The organism is Rhodoferax sp. LS1P39 (genome assembly GCF_056521425.1).
In genome coordinates this window covers 1-24,164 of record NZ_JBWMAV010000008.1, presented here as the reverse complement: position 1 = coordinate 24,164, position 24,164 = coordinate 1, and the positions used below count along the sequence as shown (strand labels likewise).

Genomic DNA, 24,164 nt, shown 5'->3' with positions numbered 1-24,164 from the left:
ATGTTTGTTCCCACTATTTTGGTCGTCGATGACGAGCCCGCGAACCTAGGAATCATGCGCGAGATCCTACAGAAAACCTATGTGCTGGCGTTTGCCCGCAATGGGGCCGAAGCGCTGGCGGCGGTGGTCAAGCACAGTCCGGCCCTGGTGCTGCTCGACATCGGGCTGCCCGACACCAACGGCTACGACCTGTGCCGACTGATCAAACAGCGCGATGCCACCCAGAGCGTGCAGGTGATTTTTGTCACCGGTTACGCCGACCTGGCGCACGAGGCCGCGGGCTTTGCGGCGGGAGCGGTGGACTACATCACCAAGCCGGTGTCCCCGCCCATCGTGCTGGCGCGCGTGTCGGCGCATTTGTCGCGGGTGCGGGCCACGGCGCTGGAGCAAAGCTACCGTGACGCGATTCTCATGCTGGGCCATGCCGGGCATTACAACGACACCGACACCGGGGCCCACATCTGGCGGATGGGGGCTTATGCCCGCGTGCTGGCCCAGGCCTGTGGCTGGGATGCTGCCAGCAGCACCCGGCTGGAGCTGGCCGCCCCTATGCACGACACCGGCAAGCTCGGCATCCCACAGGCGATTTTGCGAAAACCGGGGCCGCTGAATGAGTCCGAATGGGAGGTTATGCGCACCCACCCGCAGATTGGCTTTGACATTCTGAGCAAAAGCGAAGCCCCGGTGTTCCAGCTTGCCGCCGAAGTCGCGCTGCGGCACCATGAGAAATGGGACGGCAGCGGCTACCCGCACGGCCTGCGCGGGCAAGACATCCCCAAGTCGGCCCGTATCGTGGCGCTGGCCGATGTGTTCGATGCCCTGAGCATGCGCCGACCCTACAAGGAGCCGTGGCCCATGGACAAAATCCTGGCCTACATCCACGCCGGGGTGGAGGTGCACTTTGACCCCATGGTGGTCCACGCCTTCCAGGGCATCCTGCCCGAGCTGCTGGACATCCGCAAGCAGTGGGAGAAAGTGGACGCGGAGCAGATGCAGACCTCCCCAAATCCAGTCTGAAGGGGCCGCACGGCTTCGGTGCAACAGGCTGCAAAATATTGGCACAAAACTAGCTTAAACCCCAAGAAGCTGACCGTTTGGTTAGCTTTATAGTGGGTTTATATGATTCAAATTCTTTGCCTCCGTGTCCATGCCCGCGTCTGAGCCGCTGGCTGCTTCTTTGGCGGTAGAGGTCCATCGGGCCAACGTCATCTACCCCGCCGCCGACGCGCCGGTGCATGCCCTGCAAGACATCGACCTGGCGGTGCAGCCGGGCGAATTCATCTCACTGATTGGCCCCTCGGGCTGCGGCAAAACCACGCTGCTGCGCGCCATTGCCGACCTGGAGCCCATCAGCTCGGGCACCATGCGGGTGAACGGGGTCAGCCCGCACGCGGCGCGCCTGGCCCGCTCGTATGGCTATGTGTTCCAGGCCCCGGCGCTGTTCCCCTGGCGCACCGTGCTGGGCAATGTGCTGTTGCCGCTGCACATCCAGGGCCGCGACAAGGCCGAAAGCCAGCGCATCGCCATGGACCAGCTGGCCCGGGTGGGCCTGCAGGGGTTTGAGAAGAAGTACCCTTGGCAGCTCTCGGGTGGCATGCAGCAGCGGGTGTCGATTGCCCGGGCGCTGGCCTTCGAGCCGCGCATTTTGATGATGGACGAGCCCTTTGGTGCGCTGGACGAAATCACCCGCGACCGGCTCAACGAGCAACTGCAGCAGCTCTGGCAGCGCGAGCGCCGCACGGTGGTGTTTGTGACCCACTCGATTGCCGAGGCGGTGTACCTGTCTACCCGCATCGTGGTCATGTCGCCCCGGCCGGGGCGCATCGTCAAGGTGATTGATTCCACCCTGCCGGATGAGCGCCACCTGGGCCTGCGCGACACGCCCGAATTCATGGCCCTGGCCCATGCCGTACGCGAGTCCCTGGCAGATGGCCACCATTAAGCGCAGCGCCGCTCTCCACAGCGGCTTGCCCATCGCCACCGTGCTGCTGGGCGTGTTGCTGCTGTGGTACGCGGGGGCTGTGTGGCTGAACGCGCCGGGTGCCATCGAGCGCGTGCTCAGCCCCCGGGGCACGGCCTGGAGCTTCACCGAGCTGGTCCAGGCCACGCTGAACATGCAGCGCCCGGTGTTGCCGTCGCCGCAGCAGGTGGCGTTAGATTTTTGGTCCAGCCTGGTCGATTGGCCGGTGGATTCGCCGCGCAACCTGCTGTTCCACGTGGCCGTCACTGCCCATTCCAGCCTGCTGGGATTTGCCATGGGCACGCTGTTGGGCCTGCTGCTGTCGGCGGGCATCGTGCATTCGCGCACCCTCGACCGGGCGCTGATGCCCTGGATCGTGGCCTCGCAAACCATACCCGTGCTGGCGATTGCGCCCATCGTGCTGGTGATTCTGGGCAGCCTGGGCTTTTCGGGCGTGTGGCCCAAGGCGGTGATCGCCATGTACCTGTGCTTCTTTCCGGTCACGGTGGCCATGGTGCAGGGCCTGCGCTCGCCGCAGCAGATCGACACCGAGCTGCTGTACACCTACGCCGCCTCGCGCTGGCAGGCGTTCTGGCTGCTGCGCCTGCCTGCGGCCCTGCCGTTCTTGTTCCCCGCCTTGCGGGTGGGCATTGCCGCCAGCCTGGTGGGGGCCATGGTGGCCGAGTTGCCCACCGGCGCGCAGGCGGGCCTGGGGGCCAAGCTGCTGCTGGGCTCGTACTACGGCAACACCGTGGCCATCTGGTCGGCGCTGCTGATGTCGGCCTTGCTGGGCCTGGCTTTGACCGCCGCCGTGCTGGGCGTGGAGCGGCTGGTGCTGCGCCGCTTTGGGGGTCGGGCATGAAGGCGCGCAGCTCGCAGGCGGTGCTGGGCCTGGTAACGGCCAGCGTGCTGGTTGCTGCGGTTTTTATAGCTGCTCCCGCCTATTCCGTAAGCACGAGCGGCCTTTTTTTGCCTATATTTCTGGGCGTGCTGGGGTTGGCCGTGTGGACCGTGCGTGCCTGCGCCAGGCTGGACGGGCGGCCTGTTTACGGGCTGATGACGGCGGGCCTGTTCGGCCTGTGGTTGCTGTACTTCTGGCAGCTGCTGGTCACCGCGTATGGGGTGCCCCGGGTGCTGCTGCCGTCGCCGCTGCAGATCGTGCAGGCCATGGGCGAGGGCGGGGCGCTGCTGTGGGGCGACTTTGTGCAGACCGTGCTCAAGTCGGTGCTCATCGGTTGGGTGCTGGGCTGCGGCCTGGGGTTTGCCGTGGCCGTGGCCATCGACCGCCTGCCGTTTTTGCAGCGCGGCCTGTTGCCGATTGCCTCGCTCACCAGCACCGTGCCGCTGGTCGGGGTGGCGCCGATTGCGGTGATGTGGTTTGGCTTTGACTGGCCGTCCAAGGCGGCGGTGGTGGTGCTGATGACCTTCTTCCCCATGCTGGTGTCCACCCTGGCGGGCTTGAAAGCCGCCGGCAAGCTCGAGCGCGAGCTGATGCACAGCTATGCGGCGGGCTACTGGCAAACCTTGCTGGGGCTGCGCCTGCCCAGTGCCTTGCCGTTCATCTTTGGTGCGCTCAAGGTCAACGCTACGCTGGCGCTGATTGGGGCCATCGTGGCCGAGTTTTTTGGTTCGCCCACAGCCGGGCTGGGCTTTCGCATTTCCACCGAAGCGGCCAAGATGCAGATGCCGCTGGTGTGGGGCGCGATTGTGGTGGCGGCCCTGACCGGCTCGCTGGCCTACGCCTTGCTGGTGCAGCTGGAGCGGCGCTTCGCGTTCTGGCACCCTTCCGTTCGTTCCCGGTAAGTTCCCCACCCCCTAGGAGTATTCGATGCTGAAATTATCCAAGTTGAGCCAATGCCTGCTGGCCGCCACTTTTGCAGTTGGCAGCTTCGCCGCCCAGGCGCAAGAAAAACTCACCGTGCAGCTCAAATGGGTGCCGCAAGCCCAGTTTGCGGGCTACTACGTGGCCGCCGCCAAGGGCTACTACAAGGCCGAGGGCCTGGACGTGACCATCAAGCCCGGCGGCCCCGACATCTCGCCGGTGCAGGTGATTGCAGGCAACAACGCCGACGTGATCGTCAACTGGATGCCCGACGCGCTGGCCGCCCGCGAAGCCGGTGTGCCGCTGGTCAACATCGCCCAGGTGTTCAACCGCTCCGGCCTCATGCTCACCTGCAAAAAGGCCAGCGGTGTCACCAGCCCCAAAGACCTCAAGGGCAAAACCCTGGGCGTGTGGTTTGGCGGTAACGAATACCCGTTCCTCAACTGGATGGCCAAGCTGGGCCTGAAGCCCGACACCGACATCAAGGTGCTCAAGCAGGGCTTCAACGTCGATCCGCTGCTGCAAAACCAGGCCGCCTGCGTGTCCACCATGGTCTACAACGAGTACTGGCAGATCATCGACGCGGGTGTCAAGGAGAGCGACCTGGTCACCTTCTTCTACGAAGACCAGGGCGCGGCCTCGCTGGAAGACGGCTTGTACGTGATGGAAGCCAAGCTCAAGGACCCGGCCTTTGTCGCCCGCATGGGGAAGTTCCTGCGCGCCACCTTCAAGGGCTGGAACGACGCGGTGAAAAACCCCGAAGAGGCCGCCAAGATTGTGGTCTCCAACGACATGTCGGGCAGCGCCACCCTGGCGGTGCAAAAGCGCCAGATGGAAAACGTGGCCAAGCTCATCACCACCGCCAACAGCCCCAAGATGGGCTACCTGGAACCCGCCGCCTACGAGCGCACAGTCAAGGTGCTGCTGTCGGGTGGCAGCGCGCCGGTGATCAAGAAAGACCCCGGTGCCGCCGCCATGAGCCACGTCGTCTGGGAAGCGGCCACCAAAAAGTGATGACCGCCCCGCAAGCTCCGGCGGATGCCAAAGGCCAGATCCGCCAGGCCAATGAAGAGCGGATCCTGGCCGCGGCAGAGCGCATCTTTGCCGGGGCCGGGTTCAGCGGTGCCACCATGGCCCAGATCGCCGAAGAATCCGGCCTGCCCAAGGCCAATCTGCACTACTACTTTGGCAACAAGGACGCGCTGTACCGCGCGGTGCTGGCCCGCATCCTGGAGGACTGGCTGGCCCCTACCCACGGCATCACCCCCGATGCCGATCCGGCCACCGCCATCGGCGGCTACATCCGCAGCAAGATGGCCATGTCGGCAGCCCGCCCGCACGCCTCCAAGGTCTGGGCTAACGAGCTGCTGCACGGTGCCACCGTGGTGCGCCAACTGCTGGCCACTGAGCTGCGCGGCACGGTGCGGGCCAAGGCCGCCGTCATCGACCAGTGGATTGCCGAGGGAAAAATGGCCCCGGTAGACAGCACCCATTTGTTTTTCACCCTGTGGGCCGCCACCCAAACCTATGCCGACTTTGACGTGCAGGTCAGCGCGGTACTGGGCCGCCCCAAGCTGACCCGCGCCGACCAGGCCCGCGCCACCGAACATGTGGTGGCCTTGCTGCTGCGCGGCTGCGGGCTTGAGGTGCTATCTAATAAATAGCATGTAGCGCTTGTTTTACGGGCGTTGGTTGTTGTTTTTGGTGTTTAAAATCGCCCCATGACCGATACCGCTACCCTCACCTGCATCGCCACCCACAGTGGCACTTTCCACGCCGACGACGTTTTTGGCGTGGGCGTTTTGATGGGGGTTTTCCCCTCGCACCGCCTGCTGCGCACCCGCAACAAGGAGCTCATCGCCAGCGCCGACTTCGTGGTCGATGTGGGCGGCACCTGGGATGCGGCTACCGGCCGGTTTGACCACCACCAGCGCGGCTTCGAGGGCGCGCGCCCGGCCCGGCTGGTCGATGGCCACACGGTGCCCGGCGTGGGCTACGCCAGCGCGGGCCTGGTCTGGGCGGCCTACGGTGCCGAATACGTCCGCGCCTGGGCCGCTAGCCATGGCCACACGCTGGACGAGGCGGCGGTGGCCAGCGTGGTGCACACCATCGACCATTCCCTGGTGCAGTACCTGGACATCGTGGACACCGGCCAGGGCGACGTGGCCGCCGGTATCTTTGGCCTGTCGGCCCTGATCGCCCAGCTCAACACCCACTGGCTGGAAGAGCAGGGCCTGGACCTGGCCGCCAAGGCCCAGCTGCTGGAAACCCGCTTTCGCGAGGCCATCGCCATCACCCGCAAGTTTCTGGACCACGCCATCGGCAAAAAAGTGGCCCAGATCCGTGCCGTGGACACCGTGCGCCAGGCCCCGCGCCTGCTGGGTGGCAAGCTGCTGCACCTGCGCGAGGGCGGCATGCCCTGGACCCGCGTGGTGGTGGACGAAATGCCCGAGGTGCTGTTTGTGGTCTACCCCGACTCCGACGGCGACCAGTACCAGATCAAGACCGTGCCGGTAGAGCCTGGCTCCTTTGACACCCGCAAGGACCTGCCCGCATCCTGGGCCGGCCTGCGTGACCAGGAACTGGCGGCGGTGACTGGCGTACCCGACAGCGTGTTCTGCCACCTGAACCTGTTCATCGGCGGCGCGCGCAGCTTTGAAGGCGCGGTGAAGCTGGCGGAATTGGCGCTGGCCGAGTAAGGCAGATGGAGCGCGCTCTGCCCGCCACACCGCTGCAGCAGGTCCGCGCGGCAGTCAAAGCCAACCTGCTGCCGGGGCTGGTGCTCTGGTGCGGCCTGGCCGGCTTGGTGCTGGCCTATGCGTTCAGCCCAGCCGTGCAGGCGGGCCTGGCCACCTGGGGCAGCGCCAAGCAGGCCTGGGGCTACCCGTTTGCGTTCGCCTCCTACGCCGTGTTTGCCGTGCTGCTGCCCGAGGCCCTGGGCCAGTGGGTGCTCAAGCAGCCCTGGCGCCCCACGATGTGGGCCGACATGGGCTACGCCATCCTGGTGTTTGGCACCATCGGCATCACCGTGGACCTGTTTTATGCGCTGCAGGTGCAATTGTTTGGCGAGGGCGTGGATGCCGCCACCCTGGCCAAAAAGATCCTGGTGGACCAGTTTGTCTACTCGCCCATGACCAATTTCGCCATCATCGCCATGTTTGCCTGGCGCGAAGACGGCTTCAGCGCCCGCACCTGGCCGCGGGTGGTGTCGGCCGACTTTTTGACCCGCCGCTACCTGCCTGTGCTGGTGGCCCTGTGGTGCGTGTGGATTCCGGGTGTGCTGGTCATTTACTGCATGCCCACCGCGCTGCAGTTCCCCGTGGCCTCGCTGATCCTGAGCTTCTGGGTGCTGATCTTCAAGTTCATGCGCAGCACTTGATTGCTATTGAATAAGTAGCTGCTACCGCCCTATTCATAAGCGCTGCAGGCCGATTCCTTATATATTTTTGCCATGACTGCCGATTCCACGCCTACCGCCGACAAACCCAACGCCCGCACCGCCGCCGCGCTGGCCCGCCTGCACCAGGCCATGCGCGACATCGAGGCCGACATCGCCGCCCACCACGGCATCTACCCCTTCAACCATGGCCGCGTCACCCAGTCCGAGCTGTGCCGCCGCGCCGATGTCAAAAAAGCCACGCTGCAAACCCCGCTGCACAAAGACACCACGCGGGTGGACATCTTGCGCTGGCTCGATGGCCTGAGCACCCAGCTGGCCCACACCCGCGACGCCACGCGGGAGCGGGTGACGGAAGTGGCGGATGGGCTGGCGGCGGAGGTGCAGCGATTGACGTTGGCACTGGAGGCTGCGGAGCAGCGGGTGGCGGCGCAGGAGCAAGAGAATGCCGAGTTGCGGAGTCGGCTGGCCAGGTCTTAGCGATGTGCTGACTCGCCCTGTGCCAGCTATCTGGATGTCAGTGGGATGAGTGGTTCCCGATGCGCTTGCGCAGGGCATCAAAGTAGTCGGCATTCACCGGGGCGGTGGGGGCCGATTGGACCCCCGCCTGCAGCAGGCCGCGCAATTGCTGGCGATCCTCGTCTTTGCGAATCAGCACGTGCTCGCTGCTGGCCACAAAGTCTTTGGGTGTGTCGGGTAGGGAAATACTGGTGGTGCTCATGGCATAAATGTTAGGAGCTCTGGCAAATCTTGCCAAAGCGCCTAACACGCTTATTTAGCCCAAGGCTTTACGCCAGATCGAACCGGTCCAGGTCCATCACCTTGGCCCAGGCGGCTACGAAGTCGGCCACGAACTTCTGCTGGCCGTCGGCGCTGGCGTACACCTCGGCATAGGCACGCAGCACCGAATTCGATCCAAACACCAGGTCATTGCGGGTGGCGGTGTATTTCACCTGGCCGGTCTTGCGGTCGCGGCCTTGGAACACTTCGCCCTCACCGTCCACGGCTGTCCAGGTGGTGCCCATGTCCAGCAGGTTCACGAAGAACACGTTGCTGAGCACGCCCACCTGGTCGGTGAACACGCCGTGCTTGCCGCCGTCGGCATTCGCACCCAGTACCCGCAAGCCGCCGACCAGCGCGGTCAGTTCGGGGGCAGTCAGGGTCAGCAACTGGGCCTTGTCGATCAGCAGGGCTTCGGTGGCAGCGCCGATGGGGCCTTTTTTGTAGTTGCGGAAACCGTCGGCTGGCGACTCCAGTGCGGCAAACGACTCCACATCGGTCTGCGCTTGCGTGGCATCGACGCGGCCCGGTGCGAATGGCACCTCCACCGCAATGCCTACTGCTTTGGCCGCCTGCTCCACACCCACGCTGCCCGCCAGCACGATCACGTCGGCCAGCGAAGCCTTGCCCGATGCCTGCTGGATCTGCACCAGGGTGGGCAGGGCCTGCACGGCGATGCGGTTGACTTCCCAGTCCTTCTGCGGGGCCAGCGCCAGGCGCGCGCCATTGGCACCGCCGCGCTTGTCGCCACCGCGGAAGGTGGAGGCCGAGGCCCAGGCCACCGACACCAGCTGGCTGACCGACAGGCCCGAGGCCGCGATCATGGCCTTGATGTCGGCAATGTCCGCCGCTGTGGGCTGGTGCGTCGCGGCAGGCAGCGGGTCTTGCCAGATCAGGTCTTCCTTGGGCACTTCTGGGCCCAGGTAGCGGGCTTTCGGGCCCATGTCGCGGTGGGTCAGCTTGTACCAGGCGCGGGCAAAGGCTTCGGCGAAGGCCTGTGGGTCTTCATGGAAGCGCTTAGAGATCTTGCCGAACTCGGGGTCGAAGCGCATCGTCAGGTCGGTGGTCAGCATGGTGGGCTTGTGGAACAGGCCGGGCACATGCGCGTCGGGGATGATGTCCGGCGCATTGGTGGCCACCCACTGCTTGGCACCGGCGGGCGAATGGGTCAGCTCCCACTCGAACTTGAACAGGTTCTCGAAGTAGTTGTTGCCCCACTGCGCCGGGGTGGTGGTCCAGGTGACTTCCAGCCCGCTGGACACCGTGTCTTTGCCATGGCCGCTGCCAAAGTTGCTGTTCCAGCCCAGGCCCTGGGCTTCGATGCCCGCGCCTTCGGGTTCGGGGCCCTTGTGCGATTCGGGGGCTGCGCCGTGCGCCTTGCCAAAGGTGTGGCCACCGGCGATCAGAGCAACGATTTCTTCGTCATCCATCGCCATGCGGTAGAAGGTGGCGCGGATGTCCTTGGCCGCGGCCAGGTAGTCGCCGCTGGCGTTGGGGCCTTCGGGGTTCACGTAGATCAGGCCCATGTGGGTGGCGGCCAGGTTGTTGTCCAGATCGCGCTCACCCTTGTTGCGGTCGCCTTCACCGCTGAACCGCTTGTCCGTGGCCAGCCAGGTGGTTTCTGCGCCCCAGTTCACGTCCATGTCGGGTTCCCACACGTCGGCACGGCCACCGCCAAAGCCGAAGGTGCGGAAACCCATGGATTCCAGTGCCACATTGCCGGTGAGGATGAATAAATCCGCCCAGGAAATGCTCTGGCCGTACTTTTGCTTGATGGGCCAGAGCAGGCGGCGCGATTTGTCGATGTTGACGTTGTCGGGCCACGAATTCAGCGGCGCAAACCGTTGCTGGCCCCGCCCGCCACCGCCCCGGCCGTCCTGGGTGCGGTAGGTGCCTGCAGCGTGCCAGGCCATGCGTACGAACTGCGGACCGTAGTGGCCAAAGTCGGCCGGCCACCAGTCCTGGCTGTCGGTCATCAGCTTGACCAGATCGGCCTTGAGCGCTTTGTAGTCCAGCTTCTTGAACGCCTCGGCGTAATTGAATGCTTCGCCCAGCGGGTGCGACTTGTTGGAGTGCTGGTTCAGCAAATCCACCCGCACTTGTTTGGGCCACCAATCCTTGTTGGTCGTACCGCCGCCTGCGGCGTGGTGGAAGGGGCATTTGGCTTCGGTGGTCATGGGGAGCTCCTGGGTGTTGTGTGGATGGCTGGACTGGCTGTTACATCGTGCCTCACAAGTCTGGCACGCCCATGCATGTTAATTAATGGCTATGAAAATCAGAATTCAATTAAATTTATGCATCGGATAGGCGTTTTCAAAGATGGGGTGCGGTGGCGTGTTCAGTTTGACGAAGGTAAGGATTAATCCTTACAATTTAAGATCTACCCAAAGGAGTTTTAGCCATGCTCGCTATCCACGAAGTCGCCACCATCACCTCCAAAGGCCAGATCACCCTGCCCAAATCCATCCGCCAGGTTCTCGGCGTGAACTTTGGCGGCAAGGTGGCGTTCGACATGCTGGGCCCGCAAGTTATCGTTACCCGTGTGGATGACGAGCCCCATGCAGACCCCGCCATCGAAGGCTTCCTGGCGCTGCTGGAGAAGGGCATCGCCTCGGGTCAACACGTGTCCACGTTACCAGATGGCCTGGCGCAAGCCATGTTGGCGGCCATCCGAGAGCCTGTGGATCTGGGTGAAGAGATTGAAGGCGATGTGGCGCTGTGATCCAGCGCCATGGCTGGAACCTGCTGTTCCATGACTGCGTGATTGAGCAGCTTCAAAAACTGCAAGCCGCCGCACAACGTGCCCAAGCCCAGGACCCGGCCGGGTTTGCATCGAACGCCAACGTCAAACTTTTTAATGCCTTGTCGCAGTTGATGTTGGAGACCGTGCCCAGCGACCCCAACCGCGAAGAATACCGCCAGGGCAACACCATGGGCCCCGCATTCCGGCACTGGCGGCGCGCCAAGATTGGGCGACGGTTTCGCCTATTTTTTCGGTTCGACTCCAAAACCAGGATCATCATTTTTGCCTGGGTGAACGACGAGAACACCTTGCGATCCTCCGGCAGCAAGAGCGACCCGTATGCGGTGTTTCAGAAAATTCTGCAGCGCGGGAATCCGCCTGATGATTGGGCGGCGCTGGTGTCGGCTACTAAAGGGGATTGGGTGTAGCGAAACATGTGCTGGTAATGCATCATTGTTTTCTGCCTAAAGAGTAAGAGCGATACGATAAGTTTTAAGGCGAAGGCTGTCAGAGCACTTTCGGCTCATTTCTTTGAAATATCTAAGGTGCTAAGTTGACTCGTCCCCTCAGGAGTTGAGCAGTCAAAACTTGCCGTTTAACCAAAAAAATCAAATATGAGCATCATTGGCGAACTTTTATTACCCAATCTTCTGGCTTACCTAATCAATCTTGCATCGGGTGAGCGGTCCGCCGCAATTGCAGATGCAAGAAATGCCAAACTGAGGGATGTCTTAGATAAAACAGAGGCGTTGCATAAAGCTTTGGCATCAACACATTCGATTCAGGATGAAATTCGCGGTGCCTGTAAAGAACTTGCTAGAAACCGAAAGCTTCTTGGTGTTCCTGATCATGAAATACCATTGTGGTTGCTGCTCCATGACCACACTTTTCAAGCAGACTTGACCGAGTGGTTGATGACGGGAGCGATTGAGGAAGGGAGTGCCGTCAAAAGGCGCATTCTTCAGCGTATGGAAATCGCAATCATCAAAGGGGGAGCGAGTCGAGCAGAAATCACTGACTTCACTGTTGGCTATTTCGACGTAGTGGAAAAGGCTGTTTTTGCACATCCGATTCTGGCCCGTTGGCGACATCAACTGAGCCTCGATTATCTTCGCGAACAAGTCGTCGTTCTGCGTCGACAAGCTGATGAATCCGTAGGTATTTATTCTTCAGATAAGCAATTGTCTGCTCTTGCGCGGTATTGCGAGAAAGCACTTGCATTGTGGGACATCATCGACTTAAGCAACTTGCCAGAGGGTGACGTCCAAATTTCCACGCAGTTATTGTTGCTGCGCCAACTGTATATGCCGCTACGCGTCGAGGTTGAGCCAACCCAACACGATGGCGATCAGGAGGCAATGCTGAAAAAGCTGGAGCAAGGCCGCGAAGCACGCCGTCACCGTGAAGCCGGTCATTTCATTGTTGATGAAATAGGGTACCCAAATTTCCGTAAATCTCGTTCGCCCATTGGAGAGCGCTTAGGGGTGTCACACCGAATGGTTGTGCTTGGAGATCCAGGCGGGGGCAAAACAACAATGCTTCGCTGGATGGCCACAGCCTATCTTTTGAAGTACAAGGGTGACGCGGCCTTTAGCAAGGTCCCGGATACTGACACACTGCCAAACCAGCCTTGGATACCTGTGCTTATCCGCTGCCGCGAGCTTGGTGAAGTTGACCTTTGCCGATGTTTCACGGATTTTCTCACTCAGCATTTAAATAAGACGGAGCTTCTGCCGGAAGAGGCGAGCATCATGCGTGCTGTTATTCTTGACCGCCTTGCAAAGGGGGAGGCGTTGCTCTTGGTGGACGGCCTAGACGAGATTACCAATCCCCAAGTTCGTATGCAGTTCTGCCAAGAGCTGGAAAGAACCGCTGCTCGTTACCCAGGTGCGCCTGTGGTAGTTACCTCCCGCATCGTTGGTTATCGCGACATGCCCTACCGCATGGGGGCCGGTTTTGAGCATGGTGTCATAGCCGAGTTGAGTCGAGAAGATAAAGATTTGTTCGCCAAGCGTTGGGTTGAAGTCACGGAGCAACATCAGCCTGCAGTAGAGAAATCCAAACGTGTTCAAGAGTTGATTGATGCGTTGCATTCCAGCGATCGCATTGAACGACTTACTGGAAACCCGATGTTGCTTACGACGCTAGCCTTGGTTAAACGAAAGGTGGGCAAGCTTCCGAATCGTCGGACTAGGCTTTACTCCGAAGCAGTGTCGGTGCTACTTAACTGGAATCCGAGGCTTTATCTGACAATAGAAGAGGATGAGGCTATCCCACAACTTGAATATCTTGCCTACGAGATGTGTCGCCGTGGCGTTCAGCGACTTACCGACGACGAGGTCCTTGAATTGCTAGACAACCTCCGCGTTGAATATCCGAAAATCCGCGCTGTTCGCAGTCGCGAGCCACGCGAGTTTTTAATGCACTTAGAACAGCGCTCCAGTATTTTGATCAGATCTGGTGGTGCATGGCAGAGAAGTCATCCTACGGAAAAAGCTGTATGGGAATTTCGGCATCTTACCTTTCAAGAATATCTTGCTGCACGTGCACTCCTTGATGGACGTTATCCCTCAAGAGGAAAACCCAGATCGTTGGCCGAACAGGTGGCTCCGCTTGCAGGTGCAATGGAGGAAGTTAAGAATCGCTTTCCGTATATGAGTTCGGCTGACGAGGTAGATGTCCCGGAATCATGGCGCGAGGCACTTCGACTGTTGGTTGCGGATTGCAAAGACGATGATGTAGACGATGTTCTTTTGGCGATATTGATGCCGCTGGGTGGGGAGGATGTGGCCAAGACGAACCGGCCACGCGCGGTATTGGCTGCACTTTGCTTGGCAGATGAGCCCAACGTAAGCGAGGAGAACGCGGCTTTAGTGTTTGCCGCTTTTGCAGAAAGAGTTGGGAGCGATGATGGTACAGGCTCTATTCAAACCGCGGTAGATCGCGCGGCGATGGAAGTTGCCGGTAGTATGTGGTTTCCACAACTGAAGAGCGCACTAATTCAAGAGTTCTGTCGGAGGCCCTCTGATAGGCGAGCGAATCCTGGCAGTCTCTGGGCTCAAGTTGAGGTGGCTTGCTGGAATAAAACTTCTGTTACCCCTAAAGAATTTTGCTCGGAATTAGTTGCGCGACTTAAATCTGGTAATCGTGAACAAAAGATATCCGCCGCACTAACTTTGATGCAAGCCGCATTTGAAGGACGCGTCGTGGTCGTAGAAGGCCTTCTCGAAAGCCTGTTGCTAATTCTTACTCAACCAGACCTTCCAGCAGCGCAAGCCGCCGCTTGGGCATTAGGATGGCTCAGCTCCCGTAGCTATAAGTCGCGAGAGCGAAAATCGGTTTGGTTGGCAAAAGGTGTCGAAGTAGACCAATTGTGTAAGGTTTTGGAATCAGTTTCTTCAGATGAGAGCTTTACTAGTCAATGGATAGTGAGCATTCTTGGTGCCAGCAAGGACCTCCGAGCATTGCATCCATTATTTAGGCGGTTAAGCGATCCAGTAGATGATGTCCGCAGGACAGTAGTCCTTGCGCTTGAGAAGTTAGGCGACAGGCAAGCTGTCAGGCCGCTCCTAGCCACGCTGAATGACACGGCGGTCGCTGTTCGTATTGCCGCCATCTCTGCGCTTGCAAAGTTAGGTGACAAGCAGGCCGTTGAGCCTATTCTCGCTATGTTGGACTACCCAGCGGACATTGTCCGCAAGGCGGTCATCGCCGGACTTGGGCAGTTAGGTGACAAATTAGCTGTCGAGCCGCTCCTGGCCAAGCTGGACGATACAGCTGTCGATGTACGAATTGCCGTCATCTCTGCACTTGCGGTTTTAGGCGACAAGCAGGCAGTTGAATCGCTCCTGGTCAAGTTGGATGATACAGAGGCAGACGTACGTGTAGCTGTCATATCTGCACTGGTGCAATTAGGGGATAAGCGAGCAGTCGAGCTGCTCCTGGCCAAGCTAGACGATACAGAGGTCGAAGTGCGCATGGCCGTTATCTCTGCGCTTGCAAAGTTCGGCGATAAGCAGGCCGTTGCGCCGCTCCTGGCCATGCTGGACGATTCAGATCGCGATCTGAGTTCAACCGTAGCGGCGGCCCTTCACGTTTTAGGTGAGCCAAAAGGAATTGCAGCGCTGAATCGTGATATTGCATCAGACGATTTAGAAGCTCGTTGCACTGCCATTGGCGCTTATGCGGGGCAACGAGAATGGGCGGATCAGCAGCTCCTCTCGCAGGATTTTGATGCTACTGTTCCGTGGCTCGACCCTAAAGAATCCTTTACCGATGCTTTAGTTGCTAAAGCGTCAAGGCAGCTTAAAGTTCCTTTCCAGGAGGTTCGTTCGCGCTATGAGGCAATGGCACATGAGTTAGATCTCAAACTTGACTGGAAGTCCTAAGCGCAGATTAGCCGCTGCAATTCGATTGTTGCAATTCATTTATGTTTGTGGCGCTACATTTGACAAGTGAGGATTTGATGCCGGAATCAGATTAGAGAAGTCAAAATCAAGCAATTGCAGCTTAAATTTCGGTAATTTGCTACTTTGTAGTGGCGAGCTTTTTACTGCACCGCAGTGCAAGTCGTCAAGCCACCCCCGCCCTCTCCAGCATCGCATGCAGCAGCACATTGCACCCCGCCGTAATGTGCTCAGGCTTCGCATCTTCAATCTCGTTGTGGCTGATCCCATCCTTGCAGGGGATGAAGATCATGCCGCTCGACGTCAGCTTCGCCATGTACACCGCGTCGTGCCCGGCGCCGGAGACGACGGGCATGTTGGAGTAGCCCAGCTTGGCAGCAGCGCGGCCCACGGCGTCTACGCAGTCGGGGTGGAAGCCGATGGCCGAATAGCTGGAGACCATCTCGATCTTCACGTCCACGCCGTGCTCTTGGGCCACGGTGGCGGCGAAGGCTTTGACTTCGGCGGCCATCTGGTCCACCAGGGCGTCGGTACTGTTGCGCAGGTCGATGCTGAACTTGACGCGGCCCGGAATCACGTTGCGGCTGTTGGGGAACACCTGCACCATGCCCACGGTTCCCCGGCCGTGCGGCGGGTGGCGGTGTGCGGCGGCTACCACGTCTTGCATGATGCGGGTGGCGGCCAGCATGGCATCTTTGCGCAGGGCCATGGGCGTGGGGCCTGCGTGGGCTTCCATGCCGGTGACGGTGCAGTCGAACCAGCGGATGCCCAGCACGCCTTGCACCACGCCGATGGTGATGTCGTGGTCTTCCAGCACCGGGCCTTGTTCGATGTGGGTCTCGAAGTACGCGCCGATGGGGTGGTCGCCGGGCTCTTGCGCGCCCACGTAGCCGATGCGTTCCAGCTCGCCTTGCACCGTTTTGCCTTCCAGGTCGGTGGCGGCGTAGGCGTGCTCCAGGGTGAAGGCCTTGGCGAACACGCCCGAGCCCATCATTACCGGCACAAAGCGCGAGCCTTCTTCGTTGGTCCAGAACGCGACTTCGATGGGGGCTTCGGTCTCGATGCCGTGGTCGTTCAGGGTGCGCACCACCTCGATGCCCGCCAGCACGCCGTAGTTGCCGTCGAACTTGCCGCCGGTGGGCTGGGTGTCGATGTGGCTGCCGGTCATGATGGGCGGCAGGCTGTTGTTGCGACCCGGGCGGCGCATGAAACCGTTGCCGATCTTGTCGATGGTGACCGACATGCCAGCCTCGGTAGCCCAGCGGGTCACCAGGTCGCGGCCTTGTTTGTCCAGGTCGGTGAGGGTGAGGCGGCACACGCCGCCCTTGGGCGTGGCACCGATCTGGGCCAGTTCCATCAGCGAGTCCCACAGGCGGGGGCCGTTGATGCGCAGGGATTCAAGGTTAGGGTTCATGGGGATTCCTTTGGCTTGGGTGGGCGGCGGTTTGCCCCCACCCCGGCCCTCCCCCGGAGGGGGAGGGAGTGGGAAGTTAGCGGGCGACGGGGTGGGGCGCTTGCAGCGCGGTCTTTTTGGCCAGCGCGTCGAACTGCGGGCCGAAGGGCGGGCGCTTCACGTATTTGCCCACGCCACGCTCGGCGCGCAGGTCGCCCGCGGCGTACACCACCTTGCCCTGGCTCAGGGTGTGGCTGGGCACGCCGGTGACGGTGCGGCCCTCGAAGATGTTGAAGTCGCCCAGCGACTTTTGCGTTTGGACCGACAGGGTTTTGGTGCCCGCCGGGTCCCACACCACCAGGTCGGCATCGGCCCCGGCCACCACGCAGCCTTTGCGCGGGTAGATGTTGAACAGCTTGGCGGCGTTGGCGGAGGTAACGGCCACGAACTCGCTGGGCGTGAGGCGGCCGGTGTTGACACCTTCGTCCCAGATCACGGCTAGGCGCTCTTCCACGCCGCCGCAGCCGTTGGGGATCTTGCTGAAGTCGTCCTTGCCTGCGGCTTTTTGGGCGGCGCAGAAGGTGCAGTGGTCTGTCGCGGTGGTGTGCAGGTGCCCGGCCTGCAGGCCCTGCCACAGCGCTTCCTGGTTGCTCTTGTTGCGAAACGGCGGGCTCATCACGTGGCCTGCGGCGTAGGTGAAATCGGGGCTGCGGTAAACGCTGTCGTCCACCGTCAAATGCCCGGCCAGCACCTCGCCATACACGCGCTGGCCTGCGGCGCGGGCGCGGGCTATTGCCCCAGCCGATTCGGCGCAGGACACGTGCACCACGTAGATCGGCACGTTGAGCACGTTGGCAATGGCGATGGCGCGCTGGGCGGCCTCGGCCTCGACGGCGGGCGGGCGCGACAGGGGGTGGGCTTCGGGGCCGAAGATGCCCTTGGCCTTCATGTCGGCCTGCAGCAGGTAGACCAGCTCGCCGTTTTCGGCGTGCACGGTAGGCATGGCACCGAGTTCGAGTGCGCGCTGGAAGCTGTTCACCAGGGTTTCGTCGTCGCACATGATGGCGTTTTTGTAGGCCATGAAGTGCTTGAAGCTGTTCACGCCCTCGTCACGCACCAGGGTGCCCATGTCGCGGTGCACGCTCTCGTCCCACCAGGTCACGGCGACGTGGAAGCTGTAGTCGGACGCGGCTTTTTCGGCCCAGCCACGCCAGGTCTGGTAGGCCTCCATCAGCGGCTGTTTGGGGTTGGGGATGACGAAGTCGATGATGGTGGTGGTGCCGCCCGCCAGGCCCGCTGCGGTGCCGCTGTAGAAGTCGTCCATGGTGGTGGTGCCCATGAACGGCAACTGCATGTGGGTGTGCGGGTCGATGCCGCCGGGCATCACGTACTGGCCCCCGGCATCCACCACCTCGGCCCCGGCGGGGGCCACCAGGTTGTCGCCCACGGCGGCGATCTGGCCGTCGATACACAAAACATCGGCGCGAAAGGCGCGGTCGGCGTTGACGACCGTGCCGCCGCGGATCAAGACACTGGACATGGTTGCTCCTAAATAAATAGCTGCTTGCGCTTATGGAATGGGCGGGATGGCCTGATTTGGCTTAAATTCAGGCACGCATGGGGTTGTTGGCGTGGGTGGTCCAGTCCGCGTGTTTATCGCTCACGATGCGCCCGGTACGCAAGTCTTTTTCGCCGGGCTGCAGGTCGCGCAGATGGATGGTGTCGGGCACGGGGCAGACCAGCACGCACAGGTTGCAGCCCACGCACTCGTCTTCCATCACCTCGAAGTGGCGCACGCCGTTCTTGGTTTGGGTGATGGCCTGGTGCGAGGTGTCTTCGCAGGCGATGTGGCAGCGGCCGCAGGAGATGCAGCTGTCCTGGTTGATCACGGCCTTGCTAACGTGGTTCAGGTTCAGGTTGCGCCACTCGGTCACCTTGGGCACGGCGCGGCCCCGGAAGTCGTCCAGGCTTTTGAAGCCCTTGCTGTCCATGTAGTCCGACAGGCCAGATGTCATCTCTTGCACGATCTTGAAGCCGAACACCATGGCGGCGGTGCACACCTGCACCGTGCCCGCGCCCAGGGCGATGAAATCCAGCGCGTCGCGCCAGTTGCCCACGCCGCCGATGCCGCTGATGGGCAGGCCCGCGGTGAGCGGGTCGCGGGCGATCTCGGCCACCATGTTCAGAGCGATGGGTTTGACCGCCGGGCCGCAGTAGCCGCCGTGCGAGCCCATGCCGCCGGTGCTGGGGCTCATCAGCAGGGTGTCGGGGTCTACGCCGATGATGGAGTTGATGGTGTTGATCAGCGATACCGCATCGGCCCCGCCGCGCTTCGCCGCACGGGCGGGCAGGCGCACGTCGGTGATGTTGGGCGTGAGCTTCACGATCACCGGCAGCTTGCTGTACTGCTTGCACCAGGCCGTGACCATTTCGATGTACTCGGGCACCTGGCCCACGGCCGCGCCCATGCCGCGCTCGCTCATGCCGTGCGGGCAGCCGAAGTTCAGCTCGATGGCATCGGCGCCGGTGTCTTCCACGCGCGGCAATATCGCCTTCCACGATTCCTCCACGCAGGGCACCATCAGCGAGACGACCATGGCGCGGTCGGGCCACAGGCGCTTCACCTCGGTGATCTCGCGCAAGTTGAGTTCCAGGTCCCGGTCGGTGATGAGTTCGATGTTGTTGAAGCCCAGCACCCGGCGGTCGTTGGACAGCAGCGCGCCGTAGCGCGGGCCATTCACATTGACCACCGGCGGCCCGGCCTCGCCCAGCGTTTTCCAGACCACGCCGCCCCAGCCTGCCTCGAAGGCGCGGTTCACGTTGTAGGCCTTGTCGGTAGGCGGCGCAGAGGCCAGCCAGAAGGGGTTGGGGGTTTTGACCCCGGCGAAGACGGTGGACAGATCAGCCATGGTTCAGTTCCTTGTGGATGGATTCAGCAGCGCGTTTGCCGTGCTCTACGGCTTCCACGGTGAGGTCGCGGCCCCCGGCGCGGCAGTCGCCACCGGCCCAGACGTCTTTGAGATTGGTGGCCCCGTCTTCTGTGGTGATGATGCGCCCGCCCTGCAGCACCAGGCCGGTGCCCTGCAGCGGCGTGTCGTCCAGCTTCTGGCCGATGGCTTTGAACACCATGTCGGCGGGGAAGGTCAGCTCGCGGCCCGTGGGCTGCATCTGGCCGTCTACCAGCGCCTGCTGGGCGAAGCGCACGCCGGTGGCGTGGCCTGCAGCACCGACGATCTCCACCGGCGCCATCCACTGGTGCAGCACCACGCCGTGGGTTAGCGCCCACTCTTGCTCGGCGGCAGACGCACCCATGGTTTCCACGCCCCGGCGGTACACCATGTGCACCACCTTGGCCCCCAGCAGCTTGGCCTGCACGGCGGCATCCACGGCGGTCATGCCGCCGCCGATCACCACCACGCTGTGGCCGATGGGCACGGTGGCTACATCGTCGGCCTGGCGCAGCTCGGCGATGAAGTCCACCGCGTTGCGCACCCCGGCCAGGTCTTCGCCCGGCAGGCCCAGCGCCTGCACCTTGGACAGGCCCAGACCTAGGAACACCGCGTCGAATTCGGTTTGCAGCGTGTCCAGCGACGCCGCACCGGCGAAGCGCCAGCCGTGCTGGATGCGGATGCCGCCGATGTCCAGCAGCCACTGCACTTCGCGCTGGGCGAAGTCGTCCACGGTTTTGTAGGTGGCCAGGCCGTATTCGTTCAGGCCGCCCGCCTTGGTCTGGGCCTCAAAAATCACCACCTCGTTGCCCAGCCGTGCCAGGCGGTGCGCACAGGCCAAGCCCGCCGGGCCGGAGCCCACCACGGCGATGCGCTTGCCGGTGGAGGCGGCACGGGTGAACACCTGGGGCTGGGGGCTGGCCATCAGCGCGTCCACCGCAAAGCGCTGCAGGCGGCCAATCGGGATGGGCGTATCGGTTTGCGTATTGCGCACGCAGGCCTGCTCGCACAGCACCTCGGTGGGGCAGACCCGGGCGCACATGCCGCCCAGCGGGTTGGACTCCAGGATGGTGCGGGCCGCGCCGCGCAGGTTGCCGTCGGCAATGCGCTTGATGAAGCTGGGCACGTCAATGTCGGTGGGGCAGGCGGTTTGGCAGGGCGCGTCAAAGCAGTACAGGCAGCGCTCGGATTCGAGCATGGCCTGCGATGCGTTCAGCGGCGGGGTGGCATCGGCAAAGTGCTGCGCGTACTGGGCGGCACTGAGGCGGCCGGCGCGGATGTCCGGGGGGGAGGTGGCGGGCACGGTAACTCCTGTGGCTGGGGCATTCGGGCCCTGGCGCTGCACCAAAGTGCAGCGCCAGAGCTTTGCGTTGGCTGGATATCGTTAAAATCCTGACCAAACGGTCAAGAAGTGCAAACGATATAGCAACCACCGTGCCAGCCCCATAGGGAATCTACCGGGGTGGCTTAGAACGTAGACACAGGCCTGTGCGGCCCAACGCACAGACAACCCGGCCCGCTGCACATAGACTCCCTTTATGGACTTCTTCTCCGCTGTATTTCGCCCCTTCTCCCTGTTCGATAGCTTCTGGACCCTGCCCAAAGAGGACTACGGAGCTATCCGCCGGTCGCGCGCCTACGTGTGCCAGTGCGGGCGGCCGGTGTTCTTTCGCAACAGCGAATGCCTGGCCTGCCACACGCCGCTGGGCTTCGACACCGGCAGCTCCCGCCTGGAACCCCTGGCGGTGGTAGAGGACCACCCCAATCTGTGGACGCTGTGGAAAGACCCCGAGGGCCCGCGCTTTCGGCGCTGCGCCAATCTGCACGCCATCGGCTGCAACTGGCTGGTGCCCGGTGACGGTGCCCACGACGCGGTGTGCCTGGCCTGCAGCCTGAACCGCACCGTGTCCGACCCCGAGTTGCCCGAGAACCTGGTCGCCTGGCGGGCGCTGGAAATCGCCAAGCGCCACCTGGTGGCCCAGCTCATGGTGATGGGCCTGCCGGTAGAGCCGCGCCAGCCCGACCACCCCAAGCAGCTCGGCCTGGCGTTCGACTTCTTGCGCCCCACGCCCGAGAAACCGGTGCTCACCGGCCACCACCACGGCCTGATCACCCTGAACATGGACGAGGCCGACGATGCCCGCCGCGAGCAGGTGCGCACGCAGATGGGCGAGTCCTACCGCACGCTGCTGGGGCACTTCCGTCACGAGGTGGGGCATTACTACTGGGACCGGCTGATTGTGGGCACGCCCTGGCTGGATGATTACCGTGCCCTGTTTGGCGACGAGCGCGCCGACTACGCCGCCGCCCTCAAGCACCATTACAAAGAGGGTCCGCCCGCCGACTGGGCGCAGCGCTATGTGAGCACCTACGCCAGCACCCACCCCTGGGAAGACTGGGCCGAAACCTGGGCCCACTACCTGCACATGGTGGACACCCTGGGCACCGCCATGCGCTTTGGCCTGGATGCCAATGATGTGGAGCTGCCGCATGCCCCGTTCACCCGCGCCGCCCTGTGGCGGCCCGACGACCCCAGCGCCGACAGCTTTCTGAAAATCGCCAACGCCTGGATCGAGCTGACCGGCGTGCTCAACGAAATGTCGCGCAGCATGGGCGAGCACGACTTCTACCCCTTCGTGCTCACCACCCCGGTGGTGGCCAAGCTGCAGTTCATCCACTGCGTGGTGCTGCAGGCGCGGCAAACTTAAGAATACTGGTAAAAAAGGCAGTTCGTGCTTATGGATAGGGCGTGAGCAGCTCTACTAAGCATAGCAAGTGCGGACAAGTCGCGTTTCGGTTTTTACGGTGGCCTAGCAGGTTTAAATGCGCCACAATGTGTTTATTTGTAAGCGCGTTGCGATGCCGTTGACCTCTTCCCTATGACCCGAAGCAGCAAACTCCTGGCCCTGTTGGTGGGCGTGCTGGTGTCTGTGTACGCCGCCATCGCGGTATTCCAGTACAACCAGCAGGAGGGCTTGAGCCAGGTCAGCCGCCGCATTGACCGCGATGTGGTGTGGAACGTGGTGCAACTGGAGGTGGAGTATTTCCGTCTGGTGGGGGCGGTAGACCGCCGCCTGCTGGGCCCCGACACCCTCAGCGCCGAAGACCTGCAACTGCGCTACGACCTGTTTTACAGCCGGGTGGCATCGCTGGACCTGGGCCAGTCGGCCATCCTGCTGCAAGACCAGACGCTGCTCAAGTCGGTGCGCATGGCGCTGCGGGAGTTTCAGGTGGTGGCTGACCCAGTGTTTGACCCCCATGCCGCCCACCTGCCCACCCAGGACCAGTTATTGATGGTGCAGGCGCGGCTGGCAGAGCTGCGCGAGCCGATCCGGGGTTTGTCGCTGGAGTCCAGCCAGTCGTCGTCGGCCATGGTGGACCGGCGCACGATAGAGGTGCAGCGCCAGGTGGCCACCACCCGCTGGCTGACCATCTTCCAGGGCCTGCTGACCCTGGGCCTGGTGGTGGCCCTGTACCTGCAATACCGCCAGCGCGAAGCCGCCGGGGCCGAGGCCCAGGCCCAGCAACTGCGTCTGCTGGAGGCCGGTGCCCGGCTGGAAACCGAGGCCGTGCAGCGTGCCGCCCAGGACGACCTGTCCGAGATCACCTCGGCCCTGCCCCTGGTGGTGTACCGGCTGCAGCGCTTCCCCGATGGCCGCAGCCGTTACACCTACGTCAGCGACCGGGTGGACGAGATTCTGGGCATTTCCGCCGAAGCCGTGCTGCAGGATGTCCTGGCCATGAGTGCCCCGGTGCACGAGGACGACCGGGCCACCATGCTGCACGCCTCGGCCGAGGCCTTGCGTACCATGCAGGTGTTCGCCTGCGACTTCCGTATCCGCCGCCCCGATGGCCGGGTGCACTGGGTGCACTGCGCGTCGGTGCCCCGGGCGCTGCCCGACGGTTCGGTGTTGTCCACCGGCTACCTGCAGGTCATTGACGGCATCAAAGAGCGCGAAAACCGCCTGCACGAAGTCATGCAGCAGCAGCAGGTGATTTTTGACAACATCCCCTCGGGCCTGATCTTCTGGGCCGATGGCCAGATACGCCAGTGCAACGCCGGGTTTGCCGCCATCGTCGGCCTGCCGGGGCTGGACCTGCAAGACGGCAGCGTGCGCACCTTCGCCATGCTGTTTGCCACACCCCAGGAGCACCAGGCTTTTAATGACGATGTGGACGCGGCCCTGGGCCAGGGCCAGCGCGTGGTGCAGGAACGCAGCTTCTGCCGGGCCGACGGCAGCTACTTTGCCGGTCGCCTGGTGGGCCAGCGCCTGGAAGTGGCGGCGTTTGACGAGGCCGAGATCTGGGTACTGGAAGACATCAGCGAACGCAAACACGCCGAAGCCGAACTGCGCCGGGCCAAAGAGCTGGCCGAAGAAGCCAACCGCTTCAAAACCGACTTCCTGGCCAACATGAGCCACGAAATCCGCACCCCCATGAACGCCATCATCGGCATGTCCTACCTGGCCCTCAAAACCGAACTCAACCCGCGCCAGCGCGACTACCTGGCCAAGATCCGCCAGTCCGGCCAGCACCTGCTGGGCGTGATCAACGACATCCTGGACTTCTCCAAGGTCGAAGCCGGCAAGCTCTCCATCGAAAACCTCCCCTTCGCGCTAGACAAACTGCTGGAGAACGTCGCCAACGTCGTCTCCGAGAAAGCCGCCGCCAAAGGCCTGGAGTTGGTCTGCGACGTGGCCCCCGAAGTCCCGCAA

The 24,164-nt window shown here is 62.4% G+C and carries 20 protein-coding genes; 14 read left to right on the top strand and 6 right to left on the bottom strand.

From position 1 onward, the window contains the following. From AC097O_RS13960 to AC097O_RS13920, 9 genes are all read left to right on the top strand, one after another. Window positions 1–1,017: an HD-GYP domain-containing protein gene (locus AC097O_RS13960; protein ID WP_479593405.1), complete on the top strand. Its 1,017-nt coding sequence runs from the start codon at window positions 1–3 to the stop codon at window positions 1,015–1,017. A 130-nt stretch (window positions 1,018–1,147) separates the two neighbouring features. Then, entirely contained in the window at window positions 1,148–1,942 is a 795-nt protein-coding gene (locus AC097O_RS13955) for an ABC transporter ATP-binding protein (protein ID WP_479593404.1), read from the top strand. Next, the gene (locus AC097O_RS13950; RefSeq protein ID WP_479593403.1) at window positions 1,929–2,822 is read left to right on the top strand and encodes an ABC transporter permease; all 894 of its coding nucleotides are present in this window, start codon (window positions 1,929–1,931) and stop codon (window positions 2,820–2,822) included. Before AC097O_RS13955 ends, AC097O_RS13950 begins: the two co-directional genes overlap by 14 nt. Next, window positions 2,819–3,763, top strand: coding sequence for an ABC transporter permease (locus tag AC097O_RS13945; protein ID WP_479593402.1), 945 nt, complete (start codon window positions 2,819–2,821; stop codon window positions 3,761–3,763). Before AC097O_RS13950 ends, AC097O_RS13945 begins: the two co-directional genes overlap by 4 nt. 25 nt (window positions 3,764–3,788) lie before the next feature. Further along, entirely contained in the window at window positions 3,789–4,796 is a 1,008-nt protein-coding gene (locus AC097O_RS13940) for an ABC transporter substrate-binding protein (RefSeq protein WP_479593401.1), read from the top strand. After that, window positions 4,796–5,446, top strand: a complete 651-nt coding sequence (locus tag AC097O_RS13935; protein WP_479593400.1) for a TetR family transcriptional regulator C-terminal domain-containing protein — start codon at window positions 4,796–4,798, stop codon at window positions 5,444–5,446. Before AC097O_RS13940 ends, AC097O_RS13935 begins: the two co-directional genes overlap by 1 nt. A 57-nt stretch (window positions 5,447–5,503) precedes the next feature. After that, entirely contained in the window at window positions 5,504–6,481 is a 978-nt protein-coding gene (locus AC097O_RS13930; RefSeq protein ID WP_479593399.1) for an MYG1 family protein, read from the top strand. Between the two features lie 5 nt (window positions 6,482–6,486). Next, window positions 6,487–7,161, top strand: coding sequence for a hypothetical protein (locus tag AC097O_RS13925; RefSeq protein ID WP_479593398.1), 675 nt, complete (start codon window positions 6,487–6,489; stop codon window positions 7,159–7,161). A gap of 72 nt (window positions 7,162–7,233) precedes the next feature. Then, window positions 7,234–7,659 carry a hypothetical protein gene (locus tag AC097O_RS13920; protein WP_479593397.1) on the top strand — a complete coding sequence of 142 codons (426 nt, stop codon included), beginning with the start codon at window positions 7,234–7,236 and terminating at the stop codon, window positions 7,657–7,659. A 37-nt stretch (window positions 7,660–7,696) separates the two neighbouring features. On the opposite strand, the gene AC097O_RS13915 is transcribed toward AC097O_RS13920, so the two are convergent. Beyond that, window positions 7,697–7,900 (bottom strand): ribbon-helix-helix domain-containing protein, encoded by a 204-nt coding sequence (locus AC097O_RS13915; protein ID WP_479593396.1) that lies wholly within the window; start codon window positions 7,898–7,900, stop codon window positions 7,697–7,699. A 67-nt stretch (window positions 7,901–7,967) separates the two neighbouring features. After that, complete coding sequence (gene katG, locus AC097O_RS13910; protein WP_479593395.1) at window positions 7,968–10,136, bottom strand: catalase/peroxidase HPI; 2,169 nt, start codon at window positions 10,134–10,136, stop codon at window positions 7,968–7,970. A 224-nt stretch (window positions 10,137–10,360) separates the two neighbouring features. Here katG and AC097O_RS13905 point away from each other — a divergent pair, with 224 nt between their 5' ends. The 3 genes from AC097O_RS13905 (at window position 10,361) to AC097O_RS13895 (ending at window position 15,090) form a co-directional block, all read left to right on the top strand. Further along, window positions 10,361–10,681: a type II toxin-antitoxin system PrlF family antitoxin gene (locus tag AC097O_RS13905; protein WP_479593394.1), complete on the top strand. Its 321-nt coding sequence runs from the start codon at window positions 10,361–10,363 to the stop codon at window positions 10,679–10,681. After that, window positions 10,681–11,130 carry a type II toxin-antitoxin system YhaV family toxin gene (locus AC097O_RS13900; protein ID WP_479593565.1) on the top strand — a complete coding sequence of 150 codons (450 nt, stop codon included), beginning with the start codon at window positions 10,681–10,683 and terminating at the stop codon, window positions 11,128–11,130. The genes AC097O_RS13905 and AC097O_RS13900 overlap by 1 nt, the downstream gene beginning before the upstream one ends. Window positions 11,131–11,316: 186 nt before the next feature. Next, entirely contained in the window at window positions 11,317–15,090 is a 3,774-nt protein-coding gene (locus tag AC097O_RS13895) for a HEAT repeat domain-containing protein (protein ID WP_479593393.1), read from the top strand. 184 nt (window positions 15,091–15,274) lie between these two features. Here the strand turns inward: AC097O_RS13895 and AC097O_RS13890 are convergent, their stop codons facing one another. The 4 genes from AC097O_RS13890 to AC097O_RS13875 all read right to left on the bottom strand — a co-directional run bounded on the left by AC097O_RS13890 (window position 15,275) and on the right by AC097O_RS13875 (window position 20,752). Further along, a complete protein-coding gene (locus AC097O_RS13890) occupies window positions 15,275–16,522 on the bottom strand; it encodes a Zn-dependent hydrolase (RefSeq protein ID WP_479593392.1) in 1,248 nt (415 codons plus the stop codon). A gap of 76 nt (window positions 16,523–16,598) precedes the next feature. Then, a complete protein-coding gene (gene hydA, locus AC097O_RS13885) occupies window positions 16,599–18,041 on the bottom strand; it encodes a dihydropyrimidinase (protein WP_479593391.1) in 1,443 nt (480 codons plus the stop codon). A gap of 67 nt (window positions 18,042–18,108) precedes the next feature. Further along, window positions 18,109–19,410, bottom strand: coding sequence for an NAD-dependent dihydropyrimidine dehydrogenase subunit PreA (preA, locus tag AC097O_RS13880; protein WP_479593390.1), 1,302 nt, complete (start codon window positions 19,408–19,410; stop codon window positions 18,109–18,111). Then, on the bottom strand, window positions 19,403–20,752 hold the full coding sequence (locus AC097O_RS13875; RefSeq protein WP_479593389.1) for an NAD(P)-dependent oxidoreductase: 1,350 nt from the start codon (window positions 20,750–20,752) through the stop codon (window positions 19,403–19,405). Before AC097O_RS13875 ends, preA begins: the two co-directional genes overlap by 8 nt. 235 nt (window positions 20,753–20,987) lie before the next feature. Between AC097O_RS13875 and AC097O_RS13870 the strand changes: the two genes are divergently transcribed. Then, entirely contained in the window at window positions 20,988–22,157 is a 1,170-nt protein-coding gene (locus AC097O_RS13870) for a zinc-binding metallopeptidase family protein (protein WP_479593388.1), read from the top strand. Between the two features lie 171 nt (window positions 22,158–22,328). Continuing rightward, window positions 22,329–24,164: PAS domain-containing protein (locus tag AC097O_RS13865; RefSeq protein ID WP_479593387.1), on the top strand; the 1,836-nt coding region annotated here is incomplete at its 3' end.

Coding starts and splice junctions, on each gene's coding strand:
- AC097O_RS13960 (WP_479593405.1), top strand. CDS start 1: ATGTTTGTTCCCACTATTTTGGTCGTCGATGACGAGCCCGCGAACCTA.
- AC097O_RS13930 (WP_479593399.1), top strand. CDS start 5,504: ATGACCGATACCGCTACCCTCACCTGCATCGCCACCCACAGTGGCACT.
- AC097O_RS13950 (WP_479593403.1), top strand. CDS start 1,929: ATGGCCACCATTAAGCGCAGCGCCGCTCTCCACAGCGGCTTGCCCATC.
- AC097O_RS13945 (WP_479593402.1), top strand. CDS start 2,819: ATGAAGGCGCGCAGCTCGCAGGCGGTGCTGGGCCTGGTAACGGCCAGC.
- hydA (WP_479593391.1), bottom strand. CDS start 18,041: ATGTCCAGTGTCTTGATCCGCGGCGGCACGGTCGTCAACGCCGACCGC.
- AC097O_RS13895 (WP_479593393.1), top strand. CDS start 11,317: ATGAGCATCATTGGCGAACTTTTATTACCCAATCTTCTGGCTTACCTA.
- AC097O_RS13940 (WP_479593401.1), top strand. CDS start 3,789: ATGCTGAAATTATCCAAGTTGAGCCAATGCCTGCTGGCCGCCACTTTT.
- AC097O_RS13935 (WP_479593400.1), top strand. CDS start 4,796: ATGACCGCCCCGCAAGCTCCGGCGGATGCCAAAGGCCAGATCCGCCAG.
- AC097O_RS13925 (WP_479593398.1), top strand. CDS start 6,487: ATGGAGCGCGCTCTGCCCGCCACACCGCTGCAGCAGGTCCGCGCGGCA.
- AC097O_RS13905 (WP_479593394.1), top strand. CDS start 10,361: ATGCTCGCTATCCACGAAGTCGCCACCATCACCTCCAAAGGCCAGATC.
- AC097O_RS13890 (WP_479593392.1), bottom strand. CDS start 16,522: ATGAACCCTAACCTTGAATCCCTGCGCATCAACGGCCCCCGCCTGTGG.
- preA (WP_479593390.1), bottom strand. CDS start 19,410: ATGGCTGATCTGTCCACCGTCTTCGCCGGGGTCAAAACCCCCAACCCC.
- katG (WP_479593395.1), bottom strand. CDS start 10,136: ATGACCACCGAAGCCAAATGCCCCTTCCACCACGCCGCAGGCGGCGGT.
- AC097O_RS13870 (WP_479593388.1), top strand. CDS start 20,988: ATGGACTTCTTCTCCGCTGTATTTCGCCCCTTCTCCCTGTTCGATAGC.
- AC097O_RS13920 (WP_479593397.1), top strand. CDS start 7,234: ATGACTGCCGATTCCACGCCTACCGCCGACAAACCCAACGCCCGCACC.
- AC097O_RS13915 (WP_479593396.1), bottom strand. CDS start 7,900: ATGAGCACCACCAGTATTTCCCTACCCGACACACCCAAAGACTTTGTG.
- AC097O_RS13955 (WP_479593404.1), top strand. CDS start 1,148: ATGCCCGCGTCTGAGCCGCTGGCTGCTTCTTTGGCGGTAGAGGTCCAT.